Consider the following 23,089-nt stretch of genomic DNA (forward strand, 5'->3'; position numbering starts at 1 on the left):
CCTCGCTGTCGTTGCGTGGATTCGGCCTGGTCTCATTGCCGTGCCTCGTGGTGGATCGCGATGCCGGCGGCGACCAGCGCAATGCCGATCGTCTCCGTCCGGCCGGGCAGCTGGTGCAGCACGACCGCGCCGACCATACATGCCGTGGCGGGCAGCAGGGCCAGCAGCGTGGCGAAGGTGGCCCGCGGCAATCGCGCCATCGCCAGCTGGTCGCACACGTACGGTATGACCGATGAGGTCACGCCCACGCCTGTGCCCGCGGCGAGCAGCGGCAGGCTGAGCAGCGCCGGCGCAGCCGGACGGATGCCGATCAGCGTGACCACCACCAGCGCCACCAGCATCGCCGCGGCCAGGCGATCGATCGCGTTGCCGCCGCCATCGTTCGCCACCCGATGGCCGAGCACGATGTACAGCGTGAACAGCGCGCAGTTGGCAAAGGCGAACACGAAGCCGAGCGGCGTGCCGGCGAGGCGCAGGCGGGTCAGCAGCCACACGCCGGCAACCACCAGCGCGAGCGCCACGATATTGCGCTGCGTGCGCAACCCGGCCAGCGCCAGCCCGATCGGGCCGAGAAACTCGATCGCGCCGACCGTCGCCAGCGGCAGGCGGTCGATCGCCAGATAGAAGCAGGCATTCATGCCACCGAGCACCACGCCCAGCCCCGCGATGTTCCATCGCGTCGCCGCATTCAGCTGCGAAACGCGACGCCACGGCCGACGCCATGCGGCGAAGATCAATGCCGCGCTGGCGATCCGCAGCCAGGCGACGCCCAAGGGTTCCACGCGCGCGAACAGCAGCACCGCGAAAGCGGGGCCGAGGTAGTGGAAAACCGCACTGGCCACGAAATACAGCGGCGGCGGCAGCCGGCCTGCAGCGGTCGCGGGCGGCGATGATGGCCGGTCGGCCACGGGAAGGTCGGAGCGTGCATCCATGACTCCACTTTTGCAGACAAGTGGTGCATGATCCATGCATAGTTGCAAGAAATAACAACCGATATATCAGTTTTTGAAGGTCATGTGGTCGATATGCCTCAGATTTCCACTCTGCTGTCCGATCCGCGCAACATCGAGCTGCTGCAGGCCCTGCTGGACGATCCCCGCCAGCCGGTGACCAAGCTCGCCCAACGCATCGGCATGTCCGCGCCCGCGGTGAAGGAGCGCATGAACCGGTTGGAGGAAGCCGGCGTGATCCGCGGCTACCGGCTGGAGCTGGAACCGAAGGCGCTGGGTTGGCCGATCACCGCCTACGTGCGTGTGCGCCCGGCTCCCGGCCAGCTACCGAAGATCGCCGAACTGGCGCAGAAGATGCCGCAGGTCGCCGAATGCCATCGCGTCACCGGCGAGGATTGCTTCGTCATCAAGGTGCACCTGGACGCGCTGGAAAACCTCGACCAGATCCTCGACCGCTTCCTGCAATACGGCCAGACCACCACCTCGATCGTGCAGTCCACGCCGGTGCCGCTGCGCGCCCCGCCGCTGCCGAAAGTCCCGAAACGGCGCTGACGCGCCATCCGCACGAACCCGGCTGCGCCGCAAGCTGTCCCGGCGCCGCCCGTTCTGGCACCATCGCCCGGTTATCCGCGCGAATCGCGCGCCTGTCGACGCATCTGCATGAACCTGCAAGCCAATTACGAACAGATCCCGCTCAAGGAATACGCCGAGCGGGCGTATCTCGACTACTCGATGTACGTGGTGCTGGACCGCGCCCTGCCCTTCGTGGGCGACGGCCTGAAGCCGGTGCAGCGGCGCATCGTCTACGCGATGAGCGAGCTGGGCCTGGCCGCTTCGGCGAAGCCGAAGAAATCCGCGCGCACGATCGGCGACGTGATCGGCAAGTTCCATCCGCACGGCGACAGCTCCTGCTACGAAGCCATGGTGCTGATGGCGCAGCCGTTCTCGTACCGCTATCCGCTGGTGGACGGCCAGGGCAACTTCGGCTCGCCGGACGACCCCAAGAGCTTCGCGGCGATGCGCTACACCGAGAGCAAGCTCAGCCCGATCGCCGAGGCGCTGCTCGGCGAGCTGGGCCAGGGCACGGTGGACTGGGTGCCGAACTTCGACGGCACGCTGGAGGAACCCTCGTGGCTGCCCGCGCGCGTGCCGCACGTGCTGCTCAACGGCTCGATGGGCATCGCGGTGGGCATGGCCACCGACATCCCGCCGCACAACCTGCGCGAACTGGTGACCGCCTGCATCCGCCTGCTGGACGAACCCGAAGCAACCGTCGCGCAATTGTGCGAGCACGTGTTGGGCCCGGACTATCCCACCGAGGCGGAGATCATCACTCCGCGCGCGGAACTGCTGGCGATGTACCAGAACGGCATCGGCTCGGTACGCGCCCGTGCAGTGTTCCAGCGCGAGGAAGGCAACATCGTCATCACCGCGCTGCCGCACCAGGTCAGCCCGTCGAAGATCCTCGAACAGATCGCCGCGCAGATGCGCGCGAAGAAACTGCCGATGATCGAGGACCTGCGCGACGAATCCGACCACGAGAATCCGATCCGCCTGGTGCTGGTGCCGCGCTCCAGCCGCGTCGACGCCGACGAGCTGATGCCGCACCTGTTCGCCACCACGGACCTGGAAAAGAGCTTCCGCGTCAACCTCAACATGATCGGCCTCGACGGCCGTCCGCAGGTGAAGGATCTGAAGAAGATCCTCGGCGAATGGCTGACGTTCCGCACCTCGACGGTGACGCGCCGCCTCAACCACCGCCTCGCCAGGGTCGAGCGTCGCCTGCACCTGCTGGAAGGCCTGCGCATCGCCTACCTCAACCTCGACGAGGTGATCCACATCATCCGCACCGAGGAGGAGCCGAAGGCCAAGCTGATGGCGCGCTTCGGCCTCAGCGAGGAACAGACCGACTACATTCTCGAAACCCGCCTGCGCCAGCTGGCGCGGCTGGAGGAAATGAAGATCAACGGCGAGCGCGACCAGCTCGAAGAGGAGCGCGCGCGCATCAACGTGCTGCTGAAGTCGCCCGCCAAGCTGAAGAGCCTGATCAAGGACGAGCTGCGCGCCGACGCGGAAAAATACGGCGACGCCCGCCGTTCGCCGCTGGTCGAGCGCGAGGCCGCGCAGGCACTGGACGAGAGCGCGCTGGTGGCCAGCGAGCCGGTCACCGTGGTGCTCAGCCGGAAGGGCTGGATCCGCGCGGCGAAGGGCCACGACATCGACGCCGAAGGCCTGAGCTACCGCGAAGGCGACGGCCTGCTCGCCACGGTGAAGGCGCGCACCACGCAGCAGATCGCGGTCATCGACGCCACCGGCCGCAGCTATTCCACGCCCGCGCACACCCTGCCTTCCGCGCGCGGCAACGGCGAACCGCTCACCGGCCGCTTCACGCCACCGGCCGGCGCCAGCTTCGACGCGCTGACCGCCGGCGACAACGACACCCGCCTGATCCTCGCCACCGATTTCGGCTACGGCTTCGTCACCCGCTTCGAGGCGCTCACCGGCCGCAACAAGGCCGGCAAGCAGATCATCAGCCTCAGCGACGGCGCCAAGGTGCTGGCGCCGCAGGCCAGCGCCGACCCCGCGCGCGACCGCATCGTGGTGGTCACCACGGAAGGCCACCTGCTGATGTTCTCGGTGGCCGAGCTGCCGGAACTCGACAAGGGCAAGGGCAACAAGCTGATCGAGATTCCGAAGAAGCAGCTGACGGAAGGCGAGCGCGTGGCCGGCGTGGCCGTGGTCGCCGAAGGCAAGGGCGAAGTCACCATGTACGCCGGCGCCCGCAAGCTCACCCTGCGCTGGGCCGACCTCGTGGAATACGGCGGCAACCGCGCCACCCGCGGCGGCCTGCTGCCGCGCGGCCTGCGCCGGGTGGAACGGATCGAAACCACGGCGTAGGGCGGGTTTCATCCCGACATGGGCATCACGGCAAGCTGATGTCGGGATGAATCCCGAGCCACAAGAGCTACGGGGAACCTCGCGCCGCCGGAGCCGTCAAACGTCGGTACACGCCGTCGCCACTCATGCGTTGAAGACGGCATTCCCCGGAGCAAGCCCATGAAGTCGCTCGTCCTCATCGTTGCCTGCCTGCTCGCCGCCCCTGCCTGGGCGCAAAGCGCCAGCCAGCCGCTCAACCTCAAGCTGCCGCCGCAGAGCGACATGCCGCCGACCGACCTGCCCGCCCGCAGCGCCAGCACCACCAAGCCCGCCAGCAGCACGCCCGGCATGTACTACGGCGACACCAGCGGCAGCACCAGCCATGCCGACGAGCGCAGCGCCAGCCTGCAGCGCTGCGACGACTCCACCTACAACCAGGCGCAGATGCACGGCAGCGTGGGCATGGGCGTGGTCGCCGGCAACCACACCAGCGGCAACTACCAGACCGGCGCGGTGAACATCAGCAAGAACCTCGGCGACTGCGACCACCCCAGCGGCTCCGTCAACTTCTCGATCGGCGTGGGCCAGGGCCACTTCCACGGCCGCGGCTGGTAACGCGGCGCCGCGCTAAAATCGCGACTTCCGTTCCGGCACGGCCGGACGCCACGGATACGCACGCGATGCACGGCGAATACAAGATGCCAGGCGGCAAGCTGGTAGTGGTCGACCTCGACCTGCGCGACGGCCGCTTCGCCGGCGTGCGGCTGAGCGGCGACTTCTTTCTCGAACCCGACGCGGCGCTGCCGGTGATCAATGCCGCGCTCGAAGGCCAGCCCACCGGCATTGACGACGCCACGCTGGTCGCCGCCATCGACGCCGCCCTGCCCGCGGGCACCACGATGTACGGCATCTCCAGCGCAGCCATCGTCGTCACGCTGCGCCGCGCCCTGCACGAAGGAGCGCCCGCATGAGCCGCAGCGACTGGCGCGACCACGACTGGCAGCTGATCCATGCCGCGCCGCAGCCGCCACTGCTGCACATGGCGCTGGACGAAGCCCTGCTCGACGCGGTCGGCGCGGGCCGCCGCCCGCCCACGCTGCGCCTGTGGGAATGGGCGTCCCCCGCGGTGGTGATCGGCCGCTTCCAGTCGCTGCGCAACGAGGTGGACTTTGATGCCGCGCAACGCCACGGTATCGAGGTGGTGCGGCGCATCTCCGGCGGCGGCGCGATGTTCATCGAGCCGGGCAACACCATCACCTATTCGATCTATGCGCCGTTGGCCATGGTCGAGGGCCTCAGCTTCCAGGAATCCTATGCGCTGATGGACGCATGGGTGCTGGAGGCGCTGCGCGAACTGGGCATCGAGGCGTGGTACCAGCCGCTCAACGACCTCGCCTCCGCCGCAGGCAAGATCGGCGGCGCCGCGCAGACTCGTCGCGGCGGCGCGCTGCTGCACCACGTCACCATGGCCTACGACATCGATGCGGCGAAGATGCTGGACGTGCTGCGCATCGGCCGCGAGAAACTCTCGGACAAGGGCACGGCCAGCGCCGCCAAGCGCGTCGACCCGCTGCGCAGCCAGACCGGCCTGCCGCGCGCAGGCGTGGTGGAACGCATGCTGGCCACGTTCCGCCGCCTGCACGGGCTCGCCGACGACCGGCTGCGCGAGGAAGAGCTCGCGCAGGCGCAGGCGCTGGTGCGTGACAAGTTCGGCACCGCGGCCTGGATCACGGACGTGCCTTGAGGCCCAGACGCCCTCCCACGAACCCGTGGAGCGAAACCCCAGCTCGAGTCGTTGATCTCAATCCCGCAGCCTGCTCGCTATCGAGCGCAGAAAAGCCATCGCCTCCGTCGCCCGCCCGCCCGCCACCAGATGGTCAGCGGTGCGCCAATCGAGCTCGGCGATGGGTGTTTCCCGGTACCACGCCAGCACACGTCCCGGGTCTGCGTCGGCTGCGCCCGCCCGCAAGCCTGTGCGCGATCGCAGCCCGTGCGCCGCGACAGGAGCGACTGGCCGCTTGGGTCGTGCTCATGGCACGACCTTCGCCAACGCCTGCTTGCGCTTCGGCGGCCCCAGCTCCAGCCGCATCCTGCCGAAATCGACCGACCACCAATCGAACGCGCCCAGCACATCCTCGCCCAACACGTTCGGCGCAATGCCCGCGCCATCGGCCAGCTCCACGTCGAGCCCGGCCAGCGTTGTCGTGCGCTCACCCACGGACACGCGCACATCGGGCCAGGTCGCCGTGCGCCGTTCCACCGCGCCGCCCGCGCCCGCCACGCGCGCACGGCGCGACGACAGGCCTTTCAGCAAGCCGACATGGCGTCGGGCGAAACTCGCGGAAAGCGCCGAACCCGCCGCACCGCTGTCCAGGTGCATCACGACGGGAACGCCGCCGACGTTCGCCTGCGCGTACATGTCGTTGCCGACCATCAACAGGTTTCCTTTGCCGGCATCCGCAGGACTCGCAGCCGACAGGGACGGCAACAACCGGCCGGCGGCGGTGATGCGGAAACGCTGCAAGGCCCGCAGCACGGGAAAGCCGAGGATGGCGTCGATCCGGTAACCACCCGGCACCGGCATGGCCAGTTGCGCGTCGTCCAGCACCAGGAAAGGCACGTCATGCAAGGTGAGCCCGGCGAAGCGCAGGGTATCGGCCAGGCCCAGCCGCACGGCCACCGCGTCGCGGCTGGAACTGCCCACGCTGGCGTCGCCCCGCTGCAGATGCAGGCCCAGCCGGCGCGCGGTCGACAACGACACCACCGAGAGGTTGGCGCCGGTATCCAGCACCGCCTCCTGCGCATGATCGTCGATGTTCACCGAAACCCGCGGCAGGCCCACCTTGTCCCTGCGCACCGGCTCCGCCTGCGGTTGGTACGCAACGATCCGCTGCGCCGGCAACGCGGCCAACTGCGTGGCCATCGCCGCCGTCTGCGCGGCACCGGCCTGTTCCGTCCCATCGGCCGCGGACGCCGCCAGCGCGGCTTGCAACTGCCGTGCCGCCTTCGAAGCGCGCGCGTAATCGCCGTCCGCGAAGGCGGCGTCGGCGGCGATCTCCCAGGCGATCGCGCGTTGCCGCGGACTGGAGGCGTTGCCAGCGAGAAACTGCTCCACCAGTCGCATGGCTTCCGCATCGTCCAGCCGCCCTGCCGCGAGCCGCGCGCGCGTCAGCAGCGCCAGCTCAGGCGTATCGACCCGCGGCAACGCGGCACGCAGCGCGAAGATCTCCTGCGCCGGTGCGGCCAGCATCGCCTCCACGCTGGCGGCAGGCGGCGGTTGCGTCTGCGCCTGTGTGGCGACGGCGCTTGCGCAGCCCAGCGACAGCAGCCCGACGAAGAACCCCATCCCTTGGCGGAGCCTGGGTCGAATGACTCGGTGCGGCATGCTAGATTCATCCTGTCTCATGAACATAATTTATCGTATAACAGAAAATATTATGCAATCAACAGCAAACAAAAGCATCATCCGGACTGCCCGCGCCCTGCGCGTGGCCGCTTGGACGGGAGCCGCCGCCTGCGTGCTCGTCACCCTCCTTGGCGTGCTGACGCCACCGGATGGCTCGACCGGGATCGCCGCCACCTTGTCCAGCGGCGACCTGCCGCGCGCCTGGGCGGCAGGCATCGCGCTGGTGCTGGCCCTGGTCAGCGCCGCCGCCCTTATCGAGCTGGCGCGCATGCTGGGGCGGGTGCGGGAGCACGCGCTGTTCGCCCCCGCGGGGACGCGCCACTTCCGCCACTTCGCGGGCCTGCTGGCGCTGGCGGCCGGGTTGCGCGTGGCGCTGCCGCCGCTCGCCACCGTAGCCGTGGCCTGGCAGGCGGGCCGCCACGCCACTTACCTGACGTTCGACGGCGGCGACCTGCTGGCGCTGCTGCTCACGGCGGTGTTCTTTCTCGTGGCCCGGTTGTTCGACGAGGCGGCGCGCCTCGAAGACGACAGCCGCTCGATCGTTTGAGGCACCGATGGCCATCGTCGTCCGACTCGATGTGATGCTCGCGCTGCGCAAGGCCCGCTCGCGCGACCTGGCCCGCTACGTGGGCATCACCGAATCCAACCTGTCGCTGCTCAAGTCCGGGCACGTGCGCGGCGTGCGCTTCGAGACGCTGGGCAAGATCTGCGAGTTCCTGCAGTGCCAGCCCGGCGACCTGCTCGCCTGGGTACCCGACGAGGAAACGGTCAAGAATGACGGCGATTAGGGGAGCCCGCCCAGCGCCCCGACAGCGGCAGGATGTGCTCGAAACTCAGCTGCGCCACCGGCACGCCGGGTGCGGCGGGGGCGACCCAGCGCAGCTCGGCGATCTCCGCCTGCACGCGCGGTTGGCCATCCACCTCGACGACACAGGCCTCGGCTTCCACCACATGGCCGCGCTCGTTCGTGGCCGGCGCGCTGGCGCGGCACAGAAAGCACGCCGAGCCGGGCAGCAACGTGCAAGCCAGTTCCTCGCGCAGTTCGCGCGCCAGCGTGGCCAGATCATCCGCATCGTTTGCATCGCGCTTGCCGCCGGGTTGCTGGAACACCGTGGCGCCGTGCTTGCGCACCAGCAACGTCCGACCCGCCTCGTCGCGGATCACCGCGGCGACGATGCGGGTGCGCGGCGCTTCGCTCACAGCCGGCTGTACGACCACGACTGCATGCGCCCCTCCCGGTACGGCATCACGCCGTGGAACGGCCGCGGGTCCGCGTCGAACACCAGCGGCAGGAAGTGGCGGTCGCCTTCCCACATCGGCAGTTCCATCAGCCGCTCGCGCGCCACCCATTCCAGCGTGCCTTCGGGGTTGCGTTCGAGCGGCGTGCCGTCGTAGCGGTCGATCAGGAAGATGAAGCCCAGCCAGTCCTCGCCCTGCTTGCCGAAGCCGGGCCAGTTCAACGTGCCGCGCAACTGCATCGAGGTGCACTCGATGCCGGCTTCCTCGCGGATCTCGCGGCGCATGCAGGCGGCGATGTCCTCGCCCGGCTCCATCTTGCCGCCGAGGCCGTTGTACTTGCCCAGGTGCTGGTCGTCGGGGCGCGCATTGCGGTGGATCATCAGCACCTCCGTGCGGTCGGGCGAGAGCACGTAACCGAGCGTGGCGACGATGGGGGTGTAGGGCATGGCGAAACGGCCGCGGAAAGCGTCGATTGTAACGGTGCCGGCCACGCCCCAGCCGCGGACTTGCATCGACCCGTACCGGGCGGCGACCATCGGCGGATGCGCATGATGCTTCGCCCATCCTCCGAGCCTCGCACTCGCCGCTGGCGCTGGCTGCCACTGCTGGCGCTGCTCGCGGGCGCGGCCGGCTGCGGCGCCTCGACGCGTGCGCCGCACAGCCGCGAGCTGAGCTTCGACGGCCAGACCTACCGCGTGGTGACGCTGGACCTGAAGCACGATCCGCTCAGCCTGCACTGGCGCGATCCGGCCAACGGCGAAGCCTACGGCGACATCGAGACCCTGCAGCAATGGGGCGAGACGCACGGCCAGCGCCTGCTGTTCGCCACCAACGCCGGCATCTACGACCGCAAGGCCGCGCCGCTGGGCTTGTACGTGGAGAACGGCAAGACCCTGGTGCCGCTGAACATGGCGCACGGCAACCCCGCCTCCGGCAACTTCTCGCTGCTGCCGAACGGCGTGTTCGCGATCTACCCCGACGGCCACGCCGCGGTGCGCACCAGCGCCGCGTTCAAGGCCGACGGCAAGCCGGTGCGCTGGGCCACCCAGTCCGGCCCGATGCTGGTCATCGACGGCCAGCTCAACCCCAGTTTCGTGGACGATTCCGGCAGCCTGAAATGGCGCAGCGGCGTCTGCGCGAAGACTCCGCACGAAGTGGTGTTCGCGGTGAGCGAGGTGCCGGTGAACTTCCACGGCTTCGCCCGGCTGTTCCGCGACAAGCTGGGCTGCCGCGACGCGCTGTACCTGGACGGCAGCATCTCGCAGGTCTTCGTCGACGGTGAAGGCTACGCCGGCGCGCCGGCGTTCCTGGTCAAGCCCTACGCGGGCATCTTCGCGGTGTTCGTGCCGCAATGATCCGGCGCCGGTTCCGCTGGCTGCGCGGCTTGCTGCTCGCGGTGCCGGTCGTGCTGCTGGCCGCGCTCGGCACCGGCTGGTACCTGCTCGCCGGCAGCCGCGCGCAGCTGGACGGCCGCGTGCGCACCGGCGGCGTGCAGGCGCCGGTGGAGATCCAGCGCGACGCGCTGGGCACGGTCACGCTCACCGGCAAGAGCCGCGGCGACCTCGACTACGCGCTGGGCTACGTGCACGCCCAGGAACGCTATTTCGAGATGGACCTGACGCGCCGCACCGCCGCGGGCGAGCTGGCCGAACTGGTCGGCCCGGCCGCACTGACTACCGATCTGAACCATCGCCGCCACCGCCTGCGCGCGGTGGCCGTAGCGGCCTATGCGCAACTGCCACCCACGCAGCAGCAGGAACTCGACCGCTACCGCGACGGCGTCAACGCCGGACTCGCCGCGCTGCGCGTGCGGCCCTGGACCTACCTGTTGCTGGGCGCGAACCCGAAGCCGTGGCGCTCCGAGGACACTTTGCTGGTGATCGCGGCGATGTACCTCGACCTCAACCACGACGGCCGCAACACGCGCGAACTGCGCATCGCCGAGATGCGTGCGGCATTGCCCGGCGCACTGGTGGATTTCCTGCTCGCACCCGATCCCACCTGGGAAGCGCCGCTCGAAGGTCCACTGTCGCCGCAGCCGGTGCCCCCCGACGCCAACGTGTTCGACCTGCGCACGCTGCCCGCGACCAAACCCGTCGCCGACCTTGCCGCCGTGCTCGCACCCAGCCATGACGCGCGCCGCCCCGGCAGCAACAACTTCGCGGTCGCCGGCGCGCTCACCGGCACCGGCGCGGCGATGCTGGCGAACGACATGCACCTGGCGCTGCGCGTGCCGAACATCTGGTTCCGCACCCGCCTGCGCTACCCCGATCCCGCCGCGCCGCATGGCGAGCGCGATGTGGTCGGCGTCAGCCTGCCCGGCACGCCGGCGATGATCGTGGGCTCCAACGGCCAACTCGCCTGGGGCTTCACCAACAGCTACGGCGACTGGATGGACTGGGTACGCGTGATCCGCGATCCGCACGATCCCGCACACTACAAGGTGCCCGGCGGCTGGGCGACGCTGCAGACGCACGAGGAAACCATCCGCGTGAAGGGCGAGGCGCCACGCACGCTGAAAGTGGAGGACACGCGCTGGGGCCCGATCATGGCGCGTGACACCGACGGCACGCCGCTGGCGCTGGCCTGGATCGCCCAGCAACCGCGCGGCTACAACCTCGGCCTGATCCAGCTGGAACGCACCGCCAGTGCGGCGGCGGCGCTCGATCTCGCGCCCACCTTCGGCATGCCGCCGCAGAACCTGCTGGTGGCCGACAGCGCGGGCCACATCGGCTGGACCATCGCCGGCAACGGCGTGCCGCTGCGCGGCGATCACAACCCGCGCCTGCCCGCCGACTGGTCGCAACCCGGTTCGGGTTGGACCGGCTGGGCCGCGCCGGCGCAGTACCCGCACGTGCTCGACCCCGCCGGCGGCCGGCTGTGGACGGCGAACAACCGCGTGGTGGGCGGCGAGGCGCTGGCCCTGCTCGGCCACGGCGGCCACGACCTCGGCGCGCGCGCGCAGCAGATCCGCGACGACTTGTTCGCCCATGCGGACTTCACCCCCGGCAACTTGCTCGACATCCAGCTCGACGACCGCGCCGTCTTCCTCAGCCGCTGGCAGCAGTTGCTGCAGCAGACCCTGGCCGGCACGCAGGAGCCGGCGCTGCGCCAGTTGCGCGAGCTCACCGCCGCCTGGCGCAACCGCGCCGACCCGGACAGCGTGGATTACCGGCTGGTGCGCGCGTTCCGCGACGCGGTGCACGACGCCGTGCTCGCTCCGTTCGCCGCGCGCGTCGTGGCGAAATACCCCGACTTCGCCTGGCCCGGCCTCGGCGATCCGGAGGCCGCGGTGTGGATGCTGGTGCAGCGCCAGCCGCCGAACCTGCTGGCCCCGGCCTACCCGGACTGGCATGCGCTGCTGCTGGCCGCCGCGCGCCATGTGACCGACACCTTGGGCGGGCAGCCCGGCGGCCTCGCCGCACGCCGCTGGGGCGAGATCAACCGTGCCGGGATCGATCACCCGCTGTCGCGCGCCCTGCCCGGCTTCGTGGCGCACTTCCTCGACATGCCGGACGACGAACTGCCCGGCGACGACGACATGCCGCGCGTGGCGCGCCCCGGCTTCGGCGCCTCCGAGCGCCTGGACGTGTCGCCCGGCCACGAGGCGCAAGGCGTGCTGGAAATGCCCGGCGGCCAGAGCGGCCATCCGCTGTCGCCGTACTACGGCGCCGGCCACGGGGACTGGGTGCACGGCCGCCCCACCCCGCTGCAGCCCGGCCCCGCGCAGCACACGCTGATGCTGGAACCTGGGACCGTGGACGCCAAATAATGTGATGTGCATCACATTTCTGCGTGCTATTGTCCCGCTGCGAGGGTCGTGACACGCCGTATCACCATGATTGTTCGGCGCCCGATTCCCGATCGGCGGTTGGGGATTTCCCGGCAAGGGAATGCATCACCTCGTGCGGGAGCGCGGTGCGCCATGACACCAGCCTCCGCGATGCCGGATTTCCGGTACCGCGCCTTCATCAGCTACAGCCACCAGGACAAGTCCTGGGCGGACTGGCTGCACAAGGCGCTGGAAACCTACGCGATCCCGCGACGGCTGATCGGCCAGACCACGCTGGCCGGCGTGGTGCCCGCTCGGCTTGCGCCGATCTTCCGCGATCGCGAGGAACTGGCCAGCGCCACCGACCTCGACCGCAAGGTCAACGAGGCGCTGGCGCAGTCCGCGAATCTGATCGTGATCTGCTCGCCGCGCTCGGCGGCCTCGCGCTGGGTCAACGAGGAAGTGCTGGCGTTCAAGCGGTTGGGTCGCGGCGAGCGCATCTTCTGCCTGATCGTGGAAGGCGAGCCGAACGCCGGCAACGTGCCCGGAGCGGATGCCCGGGAGTGTTTCGCGCCTGCGCTGCGCCACACGCTGGGCGCCGACGGCCAGCCGGGCGCGCAGCGCTGCGAACCGGTCGCCGCCGACGCGCGCACCGGCAGGGATGGCAAGGGCAACGCGAAACTGAAGCTGATCGCCGGCCTGCTCGACCTCGACTACGACCGACTCAAGCAGCGCGAACTGAAGCGGCGCAACCGGCGGCTGGCCGCCATCGCAGCCGGGGCGCTGGTGGTGACGACGCTGACCACCACCCTCGCGATCGCCGCGCTGTTCGCCCGCCACGCCGCCGTCGTCGCCCGGCTGGACGCCGAACGCCGGCAGAAGCAGGCCGAGAACCTGGTCGGCTTCATGCTCGGCGACCTCAACGACAAGCTGGCCCAGGTCAAGCGCCTCGACATCATGGAGGCGGTCGACGACAAGGCGATGGCCTATTTCGCCTCGCTGCCGACTGGCGACGTCACCGAGCAGGCCCTGATGCAGCGCGCCAAGGCACTGGAAAAGATCGGCAGCGTGCGCCAGGAACAGGGCCACCAGTCGGCCGCGCTGCTGGCCTACCAGGCCGCCGCGAAGCTGGCCGGCACGCTGGCCCGCGAGGCGCCCCGGGACACGCCGCGGCAGATCGCCTGGTCCCGCACACTGGCCTATGTCGGGATGACCTATTGGTACCAGGGCCGGCTCGACGATGCGCAGCGGGCATTCGAAGCCGCACAGCAGGCCCTGCAGGGCGCCAGGGTGAGGGGCACCCGCGACCCGGCCCTGTTCTTCCAGCTGAGCGTGATCGACAACAATATCGGCCACGTGCTCGAAGCCCGTGGCCAGCTGGACCAGGCCGCCCCCCAGTACGAACAGATGCTGGCCCTGATGCAGCAGCTGACGGCCGCGCGACCCGACGATACGGAATGGGCCGTGCAACTCGGGCAGGCCGAAAACAACCTCGGCAAGCTGGCGCTGCTGCACGGCGACCTCGCCATGGCCGTTGCCCGCTACGCCGCGGACGACGCGATCGAGTCGAGACTGGCCGCACGCGACCCGCGCAACAACAGCCAGCAGGACAACATGCTGGTCGTGCGCGCCATCCTGGGGCGCATGCTGGCTCTGACCGGCGACGACGACGCCGGCATGCGCCGCCTGCAGCAGGCCGTCGACACCGCCGCCGCACTGGTGCAGGTCGACCCGCACAACGACGGTATCCGCGAGGATCTCGCACGCTACGCCTCGCAGCTCGCCAGGCTGCGCCGCCTCAACGGCGACCCCACGGCGGCGCAGGCGTTGCTGGCCCGCGCGCTGGCCATCCTGGGCGAGCATGCGCGGCAGGATCCCGCCGACACCGAGATCCGGCGCGAGCTCGCCGAGGCGCGGACGGAACAGGCCGCCCAACTCCTGGCGGGCGGACAAAGGGAGGCCGCGCGCATCCAGGCGCAATCCGCGCTGGACCAGCTCGACCCGCTGCTGGCGCAGCAACCGCAGGACCGCGCCACGCTGCTGTCCGCCACCGACGCCCGCCTGCTGCTGGCCGAGGCCAGTCCCGACCCACGCACCGCGCTGCAACTGCGCCGCGACGCACTGGCCGCGCTGCAGGGTCAGTCACACGGACGCAACGACCCCCGCCTGCTGGCCTTGCAGGTGCAGGCGCTGCTGGCGCTGGGCGACAAGGCCGCCGCACGGCCGCTGATACGGCAACTGTGGGGCAGCGGCTATCGCGATGCGCAACTGCTGGCCACCGTGCTGCACGCGCACATGAGCTATCCACCCAATGCCGGTTTCCAGAAACAACTGCTGGCGACCAGCGCCGGCATCGCAGGCCTGCCGCACTGAACACCGGACCCGGAGCAGCATCCGGCCGGAGTTGCCGTCGTCGACCCTCAAACCCTGGGAGCACGCCATGAACCAAGACCTCGTCATCGAAGTCACCCTCAACACGGACCTGCCCGGCCACTGCTACCTCGTGGTCAACAACGGCAGACACCTGCACGAGTTCAACCAGCACCCCGAGGGTCAGGGCATCTGCTGGACCCTAGTCGGCAACGCCAGCCACGGCGAATTCTGCGCGCTCGACGAGTTCGACCCGGGCTTCCGATGGTCCGTCAGCACACCACCCGAAGGCATCTTCCGATCCTTCTCGAGGCCCGCCCCCCACCAGCTCAAGGTGATGAACCACCACACCGGCAACGGGAGCCGGGGCCACTGGCCATACCTGTTGTTCGCACGCTTCGGCGACCGGGTGTACCAGACGCCGTGGGCGGCCACGAACGGCCCCTCCAACACGGCCAATCCCACGATCAAGAACACCTGACACGGGCCCGTGGCCGGGCCGGCCGACATGCCCGGAACCGGTGGAGTGCTGTGCGCGGCTGCGCTACGGCGCCTCCGCCATATCCACCGCTAGTGCGCCCCTGCCTGCCCCGCAACCTTCTGGTCGAGGCCGATGCGTATCCAAGAAACCACTACTCCGATCATCGTGCCCCTGGTCATCGGCGTCACCAGCCACCGCAATCTTGCCGCGAGCGAGATCGAACCGATCCGGCAACGCGTGCGGAGCTTCCTTGCGCGATTGCAGCGCGAGTATCCCGGCTTGCCGCTGCTGCTGCTGTCGGCACTGGCCGAGGGCGGCGACCGGCTGGTGGCGCACGAGGCGCTTGCCGCCGGGGCGAAGTTGCTGGCGCCGTTGCCGTTGCCGCGCGAACTGTACGAGGACGACTTCACCGACCCGGCGTCGCGCGCCGAATTCGATGCCTTGTGCGCCCAGGCCGAAGTCATGGAATTGCCGCTGCACGCAGACCAGCCGCTGCATGAGGTCGGTTCGCCCGGCACCGCGCGCGACCGCCGCTACGCGCAGGCCGGCATCTACATCGCCAGCCATTGCCACATCCTGCTGGCGATCTGGGACGGCAAGCCCTCGACGCGGATCGGCGGTACCGCCCAGATCGTGTCATATCACCTGGACGGCGCGCTGCCCGGACATCCCAGCCGGCGTCGGCGCGCGCGCCATGCGCTGGGCACCGGCGACGAGCGCCTGCTCTACCACATCGTCTGTTCGCGGGATGCGGCCGACGGCATGCCCGCCGCCGGCCTGCAGCCGCTGCAGACCGTGTGGCGCAGCGCCGCCACCGCGGTGGCGGCGGATCCGGACAAGCCGGCCGAATTCCAGCGGATGTTCGCGCACATGGCCGGATTCAATGCCGACTGCGCCAAATACGCCGCGGCCATCGAGGCCGCCACGGCGGCGCAGCGGCAGGCCCGGGCGAGCGCCGTGGCGGGCATCGACCGCCTGTTCCACGCGGCCGACTGGCTGGCCGTCCATTTCCAGCGTCGGGTGCTGCTGGCGTTGCGTTCGACCTATACGCTGGCCGCGCTGATGGGCATCGCCTTCGCCTGCTACGCGCACCTGCCGGGGCAGAACTACATGATCTACCTGTTCCTGCTGCTGTTCGCGCTCGGTGCCTACGTAGCCGTGCTCGCCCATCATCGCGAATGGCATCGCAAGTACCTGGACTACCGCGCGCTGGCCGAGGGCCTGCGCATCCAGTCGTACTGGCGGCGCGCGAACATATCGCTGGGCGGCGAACACGAATTCGCGCACGACAACTTCCTGCAGCGGCAGAACGTCGAACTTGGCTGGATCCGCAACGTGATGCGCGTTTCCGCGCTGTACCCGTCGGCCGCCCCGGCTGCATCCGAGGAAGCCGAGCTGGCCAGCGTCGTCGCGGAATGGGTGGGCGAATCGGGCAAGTCGGGGCAGCTCCATTACTACGAGCACAAGACCGCCGAGCATGCCGGCCTGCATCACGTCACCGAAACCATCGGGTCGATCAGCCTGTGGGGCGGCATCGCGATCAGCGTGTTTCTCGCCGTGTTCGTGTTCAGGCTTTCAGACGCGCAGAAGACCGTGCTGGTGACGATGATGGCGGCACTGTCGATCATCGCCGCCGTGCGCGAGGCCTACGCCTACCGCAAGGCCGACAAGGAGCTGATCAAGCAGTACCGCTTCATGCAACGCATCTTCACCAGCGCGCGAGTGGCGCTCGACCGGACGCACGATCCGGAGGAACAACGCGAGATCCTGCTTTCGTTGGGCGATGCGGCACTGACCGAACACGCGGAATGGACGCTGATGCAGCGCGAGCGGCAGGTGGAACACGGCAAGCTGTGATGGACGGAACTCCGGGGCGCCTGGCGCGCCCGCCGGATCGTCACGCCTGCCCGTCGCGCCGGTGATCCGGAAGCTGCCTACGGCAGCGCATACTCGAACGTGTACGAGTGGCCGCCCTGCGCGTCGATGTGGATCGCCAGCGTTCCGCTGAGCCCGGCCAGTCCGTCCGTGCCCGAATCCGGCACCACGTTCACCACCAGCACGGCCGCTCCGCGATCCATCGTGCCCGAATGCTGCAGCACGAAGCCGCCGCGCCGGCCATGCAGCGCACCCACCACGCGCTCCATCGCCACGTAGCCGGCCGAGCCGTCCACCGCGCTGCGGTAGGCCAGCATCTCGCCGAGGCTGTGCGCGTCGAGATCGCCGCTGAACTGCTTGTCGAGGCTCATCCGACCCAAGCCGCTGTCGACGGACGCGGGCTGCTGCGGCTCCAGTTTCACCGTGAAGGTGCCGGTAGCTTGCATGTGCATTTCTCCATGGGTCATTGACCAAGCCTCTGCGATGATCGCGGCTTGCGCCCGCGCATTCCAGCACTGCCGCCATGCCGATGATTGGAAAAACACGACACGATCCCGCCATGCCCGCTGACGCACCCCGCGGCGTGCTCCGCGCGCGGCTGGGCGAAGGCGCGTTCGAGCATGCGCGGCAGGCGCCTGCGCCGGCGCTGGCCGGCTTCGTCGAGCATTACTGGTGCGTACGCTGGGATCTGCTTGGCCAATCGCCACGCCTGCAGGAAACGCTGCCACACCCGAACGTGCACATGGTGGTCGAGCACGGCGAAGCACGCGTGTGGGGCGTGCACGACGGCCGCTACCGCCGCATGCTGGAAGGCCGCGAAACGGTGTTCGGGGTGAAGTTCGCGGCAGGCGGCTTCCGCACCTTCCTGCGCGGCCCGGTGGCGGCGCTGGCGAATCGTTCGATGCCGGCGCACGAGGTGTTCGGCACCGGCATCGATGCCATCGTGCCGGCCATTCCTGTCTGTGCTGACATCGCCGCGATGGCGGGATTGGTCGAACCATTGCTGCTGGCGAAGTTGCCGCTGGCCGATCCGCAGGCGGCACAAGCCCGCGCGCTGGTGGCGCTGGCGGCGAGCGACCGCGAACTGCTGCGCGCCGAACAACTGGCCGAGCACGCGGGCATGGGCCTGCGCGCACTGCAGCGACTGTTCCGCGACTACGTGGGCGCCAGCCCGAAATGGGTGATCGCGCGCTATCGCCTGCACGAGGCGGTGGCGCAGTTGCAGACAGGCCATGAACTGCCGTGGGCCGAGCTGGCGCTGGCGCTCGGCTACTACGACCAAGCCCATTTCATCCGCGACTTCCGCCGCCTGGTCGGTTGCGCGCCGGCGGATTACGCGCGACGCCAGCACGTGCGTTGAATCAAACCTCGAGCTGCATGCCCGGCTGCGACAACGTCACCTCGACGCCGTAGCGCTGCTTCAACACCGCCGCCAGCGCCTCGCGCGCCGGGTTCTCGCCATGCGCCAGCGCCACCGGCGGATGGTTGGGGCTGGCACCGTACCAGTCCAGCAGGCCTTGCTGGTCGGCATGCGCGGACAGGCCGCCCACGGTGTGGATCTGCGCGCGCACCGGAATCTCCTCGCCGAACAGGCGCACGCGCGGCACGCCGTTGACCAGCAGCCGGCCCAGCGTGCCGGCGGCCTGGTAGCCCACGAAGACCACGTGGTTGCGCGCGAACGCGAGGTTGTTCGCCAGGTGATGACGCACGCGTCCGCCGTTGGCCATGCCCGAGCCGGCAATGATGATGGCGCCGCCGTGGATGCGGTTGATCGCCTTGCTGTCGTCCACGCTCTCGCTGACGCGCAGGTTCGGCAGCTGGAACGGCTTGATGCGCCCGCGCCATACCGCGGCGGCCTCGGCGTCGAACAGCTCCTCGTGGTGGTCGTAGACCGCCATCACCTTGGCCGCCATCGGGCTGTCGAGGAAGATCGTCCACGGCGCGAGGTTCCAGTCCTCGAAGTGCTCCGCGAACCAGTACAGCAGCTCCTGGCTGCGCCCCACCGCGAACGCGGGGATCACCACGTTGCCGCCGTCGGCGCGTGCCGCGGCGAGGATCTGCCCCAGCTCGGCCACCGTGGCGGCGCGATCCTTGTGGTTGCGGTCGCCGTAGGTCGATTCCATCAGGATCAGGTCGGCGCGCGGCGGCGGCGCGGGATCGCGCAGGATCGGCGTGCCGCGCATGCCGACGTCGCCGGTGAACAGCATGCTGCGGCCGTCTGCACGCAATTCGATCATCGCCGAACCGAGGATGTGCCCCGCCTCGTGCAGGCGCACCGTCACGCCCGGCAGGATGGTCGTGTCGGCTTCGTAAGCGAGCGGGTGCAGCTGCTTCTGCGCGACGACGACGTCCGCCGCCGTGTACAGCGGCCGAACTTCCGGCTCGCCGGGCTTGCGCTCGCGGTTCTCGCGCTCGGCGTCGCGCTCGGCCAGCGAGGCCGCATCGAGCAGCATGATGGGAAACAGGTCGCTGGTGGCCGCCTGCGTCCAGATCGGTCCCTTGAAGCCGCGCTTGACCAGCAGCGGCACACGGCCGATGTGGTCGATGTGCGCGTGGCTGAGCGCCAGCGCGTCGATGGAGGCGGGATCGAACGCGAACGGCTCGGCGTTGCGCGCCTCCGCGTCGCGGCCGCCCTGCACCATGCCGCAGTCGAAGAGGATGCGCCGGCCGGCGACCTCGATGAGATGGCAGGAACCGGTGACTTCACCGCCTGCCGCACCGTGGAATTCGATCCGCATGGCCCGCTCCCTTCGTGGTGAATTCAGCCCGCCAGCATCCGTTCGCAAATCGCCTGGTACAGATCAGGCAGGCGCTCCAGCTCGGCCACGTCCACGCATTCGTCCACCTTGTGGATGGTCGCGTTGACCGGCCCCAGTTCCACCACTTCGGCGCCCAGCGGCGCGATGAAGCGGCCGTCCGACGTGCCACCACCGGTGCTCTGCTCGGGCTCCGTGCCGCACAGCTCGCGGCACACGGCCACCACCGTCTCGCGCAGCTTGCCGCCGGGCGGGGTGAGGAAGGGCTCGCCGGAGAGGTTCCACTCCAGCGCGAAGTCCAGCCCGTGCCGTGTGAGGATCGCCTCGGTACGCGCGCGCAGATCCTCGGCACGGCTCGCGGTGCAGTAGCGGAAGTTGATCAGCGCGACGAGCTCGCCCGGGATCACGTTGTTCGCGCCGGTGCCCGCATTGAGGTTGGAGACCTGGAACGAGGTGGGCGGAAAATCCGCGTTGCCTTCGTCCCAGCGCTCGGCGGCGAGTTCCGCCAGCGCGGGCGCGAAGGCGTGGATCGGGTTCAGCGCCTTCTCGGGATAGGCCACGTGGCCTTGCACGCCGCGCACCGCGAGCGTGCCCGAGAGCGATCCGCGCCGGCCCACGCGGATCAGGTCGCCCAGCGTCGCCTTCGCCGAGGGTTCGCCCACCACGCACCAGGCCATGCGCTCGCCGCGGGCGCGGAAACCCGCGGCCACCTTGCGCACGCCGTCGAGGTTGGTCGGGCCTTCCTCGTCGCTGGTGAGCAGCAGCGCCACGCGGCCGGGATGATCGGGATGCGCCGCCACGAAACGTTCCAGCGCCACCGCCATCGCCGCCACCGCGCCCTTCATGTCGGCGGCGCCGCGACCAAACAATTTCCCGTCGCGAACCACCGGCTCGAACGGCGGGCTCTGCCAGCGATCTTCCGGCCCGCTGGGCACCACGTCGGTATGGCCGAGGAAGGCCAGCGTGGGGTCCGGCTCCGATGAGGCATGCCCTCCATGCACCGCCCACAGGTTGTCCACCTCGCCATGGCGCTGGTGCTCGATGCGGAACCCGGCGCGCTGCAACCGTTCCGCCAAGAGCGCCTGGCAACCAGCGTCGTCGGGCGTCACCGAGCGGCGGCGGATCAGTTCGCGGGCGAGATCGACGACGTCGGACATGCGGGAAGCTGGAGATCGGTGATGACGCAGCATATCAGGCGGACGGGTCAGCTCATGGATCGCCGCCATATAGTTGACTAAGTCAACCATATCGCTAGCATGATGAACTCCAGACAGGAGGCGTGTCATGCCGAAAACCGTCCCGGCCACCCATGTAGAAGCGCTTCGCGCATTCAACCGCTCTTATACGCGCAGCATTGGCGTACTCGAGGAAGGCTTGTTGTCCAGCCCGTTCTCGCTCACCCAGGCCCGCGTCCTGTTCGAGCTGGCGCAACGCGGCCAGACCGGCGCCAACGAGATCGGTGACCACCTTGGGCTCGATGCGGGCTACCTCAGCCGCATCATCCGCGGCTTCGCGAGCGGAGGATTGATCGCACGCAAGCCATCCTCGCAGGATCGCCGACGCATGCTGCTGTCGCTCACCGCCGCCGGCCAGCGCGCCTTCGCGGAGCTGGATCGCCGGTCCCGGGCCCAGGCGGCGACCATGCTGGGCAAACTGTCCAGCACGGACCGCGAACGCTTGCTTGGCAACATGCTCGCCATGCGCGGGGTGCTGGAACCGCCAGCGGAACGCGGCGGGCGCCTCGTGGTCCGCACCCATCGCCCCGGTGACATCGGCTGGGCGATCGAGCGCCATGGGAGGCTGTACGCGGACGAATACGGCTGGAATCAGGAGTTCGAGGCGCTGGTGGCCACGCTGTTCGCCGACTTCGCCACCCGCCACGATCCCGCCCGTGAACGCATGTGGATCGCCGAACTCGACGGCATGCGCGTGGGCTGCGTGTTCGTGGTGCGGAATGCGGACGATCCCGAAATCGCGCAACTGCGCTGCCTGCTGGTCGATCCCGCCGGGCGCGGCCGCGGTGTCGGCCGAAGGCTGGTGGAACGGTGCATCGCCTTCGCCCGCGACGCCGGCTATCGGGGCATGACATTGTGGACGAACGACGTCCTGCTGGCCGCACGGCATATCTACGAGGCGGCGGGATTCGCGTTGGCGAAGGAGTACCACCACCACAGCTTCGGCCACGATCTGGTCGGCCAGATCTGGTCGCGCGACATCTGATCCGGCCGCTCAACCGGCGACCACCGCGCCCAGCACATGCCCCACGCCCCAGGTGATCGCCGCCGCGGCCACGGTAATGGCCAACTGCCGCGCAATCGAGAACAGCACGCTGCGGCCGGTGAACAGCGATGTGCCGGTGCCGATCAGCGCCAGCCCCACGACGGTAGCGGCCATGCTGCCCAGCATCGCCGTGTGGCCGTGCAGGAACAGGTAGGGCGCCACCGCGAACGCCGCGCCGAACGCAAACAGGCAGAACGAGGACAACGCCGCGCTCCATGCCGAACCGCCCAGTTCGGCGGGATCGATGCCCAGGTCCTCGCGCACCACGGTGTCCAGCGCGGTGCGCGGCGTCTCGGCGAGATGCTCGGCTAGGTGCTCGGCCTCGGCACGACCCAGGCCCTTGTCGCGGTAGATGCCGGCGATGTGGCGCACACCGTCCTCCGGCGCCACCGCGAGCCGCTCGGCGCGCTCGGTGATCTGCGCCTGGTAGAACTCGCGCGAGCTGTTCACGCTGAGCCATTCGCCCAGCGCCATCGAGCAGGCACCGGCGACCAGGCCGGCGAGGCCGGCGAGCAGCACGGCGCGGTCGCTGGCGGCAGCGCCGGCCATGCCCATCACCAACGAGGCGTTGGAGACCAGGCCGTCGTTCGCGCCCAGCACGGCGGCGCGCAGCGTGTTGCCGCTCTGCGCACGATGGCTGTGGCCGCGGGCGCTGCGCAGCTGCGGCGACACGAAGTGGTCGCGGTGGCCGCTGCGGTCCACCGGCGTGGCATCGTGGTCGGCATGTTCCAGCCGCACCACGGTGGGCATCACGAACTCGGTACCGAAGGCGCGTGCGAACCGACCCAGCACACGCACGCGCAGGCCGATGCGCGGCGGCGGCACGGCGGCGCCCGCCTCGCGCAGGTGCGACTCCCAGAACGCCGCGTTGGCCTGCTCGCCCTCGGCGATGCGCCGGTACGCGCGCGCCAGCCGCGCATCGGCGGCCAGCTCGGCCAGCCGCGCGTACAGCGCGGCGTTGTCGCGCTCGATGCGCAGGTTGATGCGGTAACGGCGGACGTTGCTGGTCGTCATGCAGGTTCGGCGGGCAGGCGGTGGCGCGCAGCCTAGCAACGAAGCCCCGATGCGGGTGAGGACGGATCG

At 69.6% G+C, this 23,089-nt stretch carries 22 protein-coding genes; 14 read left to right on the top strand and 8 right to left on the bottom strand.

Going from position 1 to position 23,089, the window contains the following annotated elements:
- Positions 1 to 32 precede the first annotated feature (32 nt).
- The gene (locus B0E52_RS06765) at positions 33 to 932 is read right to left on the bottom strand and encodes an EamA family transporter (protein ID WP_077482880.1); all 900 of its coding nucleotides are present in this window, start codon (positions 930 to 932) and stop codon (positions 33 to 35) included.
- 93 nt (positions 933 to 1,025) lie between these two features.
- On the opposite strand from B0E52_RS06765, the gene B0E52_RS06770 reads away from it, so the two are divergent.
- From B0E52_RS06770 to B0E52_RS06790, 5 genes are all read left to right on the top strand, one after another.
- Positions 1,026 to 1,502 (top strand): Lrp/AsnC family transcriptional regulator, encoded by a 477-nt coding sequence (locus tag B0E52_RS06770; protein ID WP_077482882.1) that lies wholly within the window; start codon positions 1,026 to 1,028, stop codon positions 1,500 to 1,502.
- 108 nt (positions 1,503 to 1,610) lie between these two features.
- Positions 1,611 to 3,848, top strand: a complete 2,238-nt coding sequence (gene parC, locus B0E52_RS06775) for a DNA topoisomerase IV subunit A (protein WP_077482883.1) — start codon at positions 1,611 to 1,613, stop codon at positions 3,846 to 3,848.
- Between the two features lie 159 nt (positions 3,849 to 4,007).
- Positions 4,008 to 4,442, top strand: coding sequence for a hypothetical protein (locus B0E52_RS06780; protein WP_077482885.1), 435 nt, complete (start codon positions 4,008 to 4,010; stop codon positions 4,440 to 4,442).
- 65 nt (positions 4,443 to 4,507) lie between these two features.
- Positions 4,508 to 4,798 (top strand): biotin--protein ligase, encoded by a 291-nt coding sequence (locus tag B0E52_RS18595; RefSeq protein WP_077482887.1) that lies wholly within the window; start codon positions 4,508 to 4,510, stop codon positions 4,796 to 4,798.
- Positions 4,795 to 5,571: a lipoate--protein ligase family protein gene (locus tag B0E52_RS06790; RefSeq protein WP_077482889.1), complete on the top strand. Its 777-nt coding sequence runs from the start codon at positions 4,795 to 4,797 to the stop codon at positions 5,569 to 5,571. Before B0E52_RS18595 ends, B0E52_RS06790 begins: the two co-directional genes overlap by 4 nt.
- Positions 5,572 to 5,856: 285 nt before the next feature.
- Here the strand turns inward: B0E52_RS06790 and B0E52_RS06795 are convergent, their stop codons facing one another.
- Entirely contained in the window at positions 5,857 to 7,173 is a 1,317-nt protein-coding gene (locus B0E52_RS06795; protein ID WP_168174150.1) for a retropepsin-like aspartic protease, read from the bottom strand.
- 172 nt (positions 7,174 to 7,345) lie between these two features.
- On the opposite strand from B0E52_RS06795, the gene B0E52_RS18530 reads away from it, so the two are divergent.
- The gene (locus tag B0E52_RS18530) at positions 7,346 to 7,780 is read left to right on the top strand and encodes a DUF2975 domain-containing protein (RefSeq protein WP_168174152.1); all 435 of its coding nucleotides are present in this window, start codon (positions 7,346 to 7,348) and stop codon (positions 7,778 to 7,780) included.
- A gap of 7 nt (positions 7,781 to 7,787) precedes the next feature.
- On the top strand, positions 7,788 to 8,021 hold the full coding sequence (locus B0E52_RS06805) for a helix-turn-helix transcriptional regulator (RefSeq protein ID WP_077482893.1): 234 nt from the start codon (positions 7,788 to 7,790) through the stop codon (positions 8,019 to 8,021).
- Here the strand turns inward: B0E52_RS06805 and B0E52_RS06810 are convergent.
- Together B0E52_RS06810 and B0E52_RS06815 are read right to left on the bottom strand one after the other, a co-directional pair.
- Positions 8,002 to 8,433: an NUDIX domain-containing protein gene (locus B0E52_RS06810; protein WP_077482895.1), complete on the bottom strand. Its 432-nt coding sequence runs from the start codon at positions 8,431 to 8,433 to the stop codon at positions 8,002 to 8,004. The two genes, B0E52_RS06805 and B0E52_RS06810, sit on opposite strands and share 20 nt — an antisense overlap.
- Positions 8,430 to 8,918, bottom strand: coding sequence for an 8-oxo-dGTP diphosphatase (locus B0E52_RS06815; protein WP_077482974.1), 489 nt, complete (start codon positions 8,916 to 8,918; stop codon positions 8,430 to 8,432). The genes B0E52_RS06810 and B0E52_RS06815 overlap by 4 nt, the downstream gene beginning before the upstream one ends.
- Before the next feature lie 105 nt (positions 8,919 to 9,023).
- Here B0E52_RS06815 and B0E52_RS06820 point away from each other — a divergent pair, with 105 nt between their 5' ends.
- From B0E52_RS06820 to B0E52_RS06840, 5 genes are all read left to right on the top strand, one after another.
- The gene (locus B0E52_RS06820) at positions 9,024 to 9,827 is read left to right on the top strand and encodes a phosphodiester glycosidase family protein (protein ID WP_139351615.1); all 804 of its coding nucleotides are present in this window, start codon (positions 9,024 to 9,026) and stop codon (positions 9,825 to 9,827) included.
- On the top strand, positions 9,824 to 12,244 hold the full coding sequence (locus tag B0E52_RS06825; protein ID WP_077482897.1) for a penicillin acylase family protein: 2,421 nt from the start codon (positions 9,824 to 9,826) through the stop codon (positions 12,242 to 12,244). The genes B0E52_RS06820 and B0E52_RS06825 overlap by 4 nt, the downstream gene beginning before the upstream one ends.
- A 153-nt stretch (positions 12,245 to 12,397) precedes the next feature.
- Entirely contained in the window at positions 12,398 to 14,617 is a 2,220-nt protein-coding gene (locus B0E52_RS06830) for a toll/interleukin-1 receptor domain-containing protein (RefSeq protein WP_077482899.1), read from the top strand.
- Positions 14,618 to 14,684: 67 nt separating this feature from the next.
- Positions 14,685 to 15,095 carry a hypothetical protein gene (locus B0E52_RS06835; protein WP_077482901.1) on the top strand — a complete coding sequence of 137 codons (411 nt, stop codon included), beginning with the start codon at positions 14,685 to 14,687 and terminating at the stop codon, positions 15,093 to 15,095.
- Between the two features lie 132 nt (positions 15,096 to 15,227).
- Positions 15,228 to 16,952: a hypothetical protein gene (locus tag B0E52_RS06840; protein ID WP_254426730.1), complete on the top strand. Its 1,725-nt coding sequence runs from the start codon at positions 15,228 to 15,230 to the stop codon at positions 16,950 to 16,952.
- A 77-nt stretch (positions 16,953 to 17,029) separates the two neighbouring features.
- On the opposite strand, the gene B0E52_RS06845 is transcribed toward B0E52_RS06840, so the two are convergent.
- On the bottom strand, positions 17,030 to 17,416 hold the full coding sequence (locus tag B0E52_RS06845; RefSeq protein ID WP_343124494.1) for a DUF3224 domain-containing protein: 387 nt from the start codon (positions 17,414 to 17,416) through the stop codon (positions 17,030 to 17,032).
- Between the two features lie 113 nt (positions 17,417 to 17,529).
- Between B0E52_RS06845 and B0E52_RS06850 the strand changes: the two genes are divergently transcribed.
- Entirely contained in the window at positions 17,530 to 18,330 is an 801-nt protein-coding gene (locus B0E52_RS06850) for a helix-turn-helix domain-containing protein (protein ID WP_077482905.1), read from the top strand.
- Position 18,331: 1 nt separating this feature from the next.
- Here the strand turns inward: B0E52_RS06850 and B0E52_RS06855 are convergent, their stop codons facing one another.
- Together B0E52_RS06855 and dapE are read right to left on the bottom strand one after the other, a co-directional pair.
- Complete coding sequence (locus B0E52_RS06855) at positions 18,332 to 19,708, bottom strand: MBL fold metallo-hydrolase (RefSeq protein ID WP_077482907.1); 1,377 nt, start codon at positions 19,706 to 19,708, stop codon at positions 18,332 to 18,334.
- A 23-nt stretch (positions 19,709 to 19,731) separates the two neighbouring features.
- Positions 19,732 to 20,883 (bottom strand): succinyl-diaminopimelate desuccinylase, encoded by a 1,152-nt coding sequence (gene dapE / locus B0E52_RS06860; RefSeq protein ID WP_077482909.1) that lies wholly within the window; start codon positions 20,881 to 20,883, stop codon positions 19,732 to 19,734.
- A gap of 127 nt (positions 20,884 to 21,010) precedes the next feature.
- Between dapE and B0E52_RS06865 the strand changes: the two genes are divergently transcribed.
- On the top strand, positions 21,011 to 21,946 hold the full coding sequence (locus B0E52_RS06865; protein WP_077482911.1) for a helix-turn-helix domain-containing GNAT family N-acetyltransferase: 936 nt from the start codon (positions 21,011 to 21,013) through the stop codon (positions 21,944 to 21,946).
- A gap of 9 nt (positions 21,947 to 21,955) precedes the next feature.
- Here the strand turns inward: B0E52_RS06865 and B0E52_RS06870 are convergent, their stop codons facing one another.
- A complete protein-coding gene (locus tag B0E52_RS06870; RefSeq protein WP_077482913.1) occupies positions 21,956 to 23,020 on the bottom strand; it encodes a VIT1/CCC1 transporter family protein in 1,065 nt (354 codons plus the stop codon).
- Positions 23,021 to 23,089: the final 69 nt, after the last annotated feature.

This window comes from Rhodanobacter sp. C06, from assembly GCF_002001105.1.
Lineage (GTDB): Bacteria > Pseudomonadota > Gammaproteobacteria > Xanthomonadales > Rhodanobacteraceae > Rhodanobacter_A.

Coding starts and splice junctions, on each gene's coding strand:
- B0E52_RS06765 (WP_077482880.1), bottom strand. CDS start 932: ATGGATGCACGCTCCGACCTTCCCGTGGCCGACCGGCCATCATCGCCG.
- B0E52_RS06770 (WP_077482882.1), top strand. CDS start 1,026: ATGCCTCAGATTTCCACTCTGCTGTCCGATCCGCGCAACATCGAGCTG.
- parC (WP_077482883.1), top strand. CDS start 1,611: ATGAACCTGCAAGCCAATTACGAACAGATCCCGCTCAAGGAATACGCC.
- B0E52_RS06780 (WP_077482885.1), top strand. CDS start 4,008: ATGAAGTCGCTCGTCCTCATCGTTGCCTGCCTGCTCGCCGCCCCTGCC.
- B0E52_RS18595 (WP_077482887.1), top strand. CDS start 4,508: ATGCACGGCGAATACAAGATGCCAGGCGGCAAGCTGGTAGTGGTCGAC.
- B0E52_RS06790 (WP_077482889.1), top strand. CDS start 4,795: ATGAGCCGCAGCGACTGGCGCGACCACGACTGGCAGCTGATCCATGCC.
- B0E52_RS06795 (WP_168174150.1), bottom strand. CDS start 7,173: ATGGGGTTCTTCGTCGGGCTGCTGTCGCTGGGCTGCGCAAGCGCCGTC.
- B0E52_RS06805 (WP_077482893.1), top strand. CDS start 7,788: ATGGCCATCGTCGTCCGACTCGATGTGATGCTCGCGCTGCGCAAGGCC.
- B0E52_RS06815 (WP_077482974.1), bottom strand. CDS start 8,918: ATGCCCTACACCCCCATCGTCGCCACGCTCGGTTACGTGCTCTCGCCC.
- B0E52_RS06820 (WP_139351615.1), top strand. CDS start 9,024: ATGCTTCGCCCATCCTCCGAGCCTCGCACTCGCCGCTGGCGCTGGCTG.
- B0E52_RS06825 (WP_077482897.1), top strand. CDS start 9,824: ATGATCCGGCGCCGGTTCCGCTGGCTGCGCGGCTTGCTGCTCGCGGTG.
- B0E52_RS06830 (WP_077482899.1), top strand. CDS start 12,398: ATGACACCAGCCTCCGCGATGCCGGATTTCCGGTACCGCGCCTTCATC.
- B0E52_RS06835 (WP_077482901.1), top strand. CDS start 14,685: ATGAACCAAGACCTCGTCATCGAAGTCACCCTCAACACGGACCTGCCC.
- B0E52_RS06840 (WP_254426730.1), top strand. CDS start 15,228: ATGCGTATCCAAGAAACCACTACTCCGATCATCGTGCCCCTGGTCATC.
- B0E52_RS06845 (WP_343124494.1), bottom strand. CDS start 17,416: ATGCAAGCTACCGGCACCTTCACGGTGAAACTGGAGCCGCAGCAGCCC.
- B0E52_RS06850 (WP_077482905.1), top strand. CDS start 17,530: ATGCCCGCTGACGCACCCCGCGGCGTGCTCCGCGCGCGGCTGGGCGAA.
- B0E52_RS06855 (WP_077482907.1), bottom strand. CDS start 19,708: ATGCGGATCGAATTCCACGGTGCGGCAGGCGGTGAAGTCACCGGTTCC.
- dapE (WP_077482909.1), bottom strand. CDS start 20,883: ATGTCCGACGTCGTCGATCTCGCCCGCGAACTGATCCGCCGCCGCTCG.
- B0E52_RS06865 (WP_077482911.1), top strand. CDS start 21,011: ATGCCGAAAACCGTCCCGGCCACCCATGTAGAAGCGCTTCGCGCATTC.
- B0E52_RS06870 (WP_077482913.1), bottom strand. CDS start 23,020: ATGACGACCAGCAACGTCCGCCGTTACCGCATCAACCTGCGCATCGAG.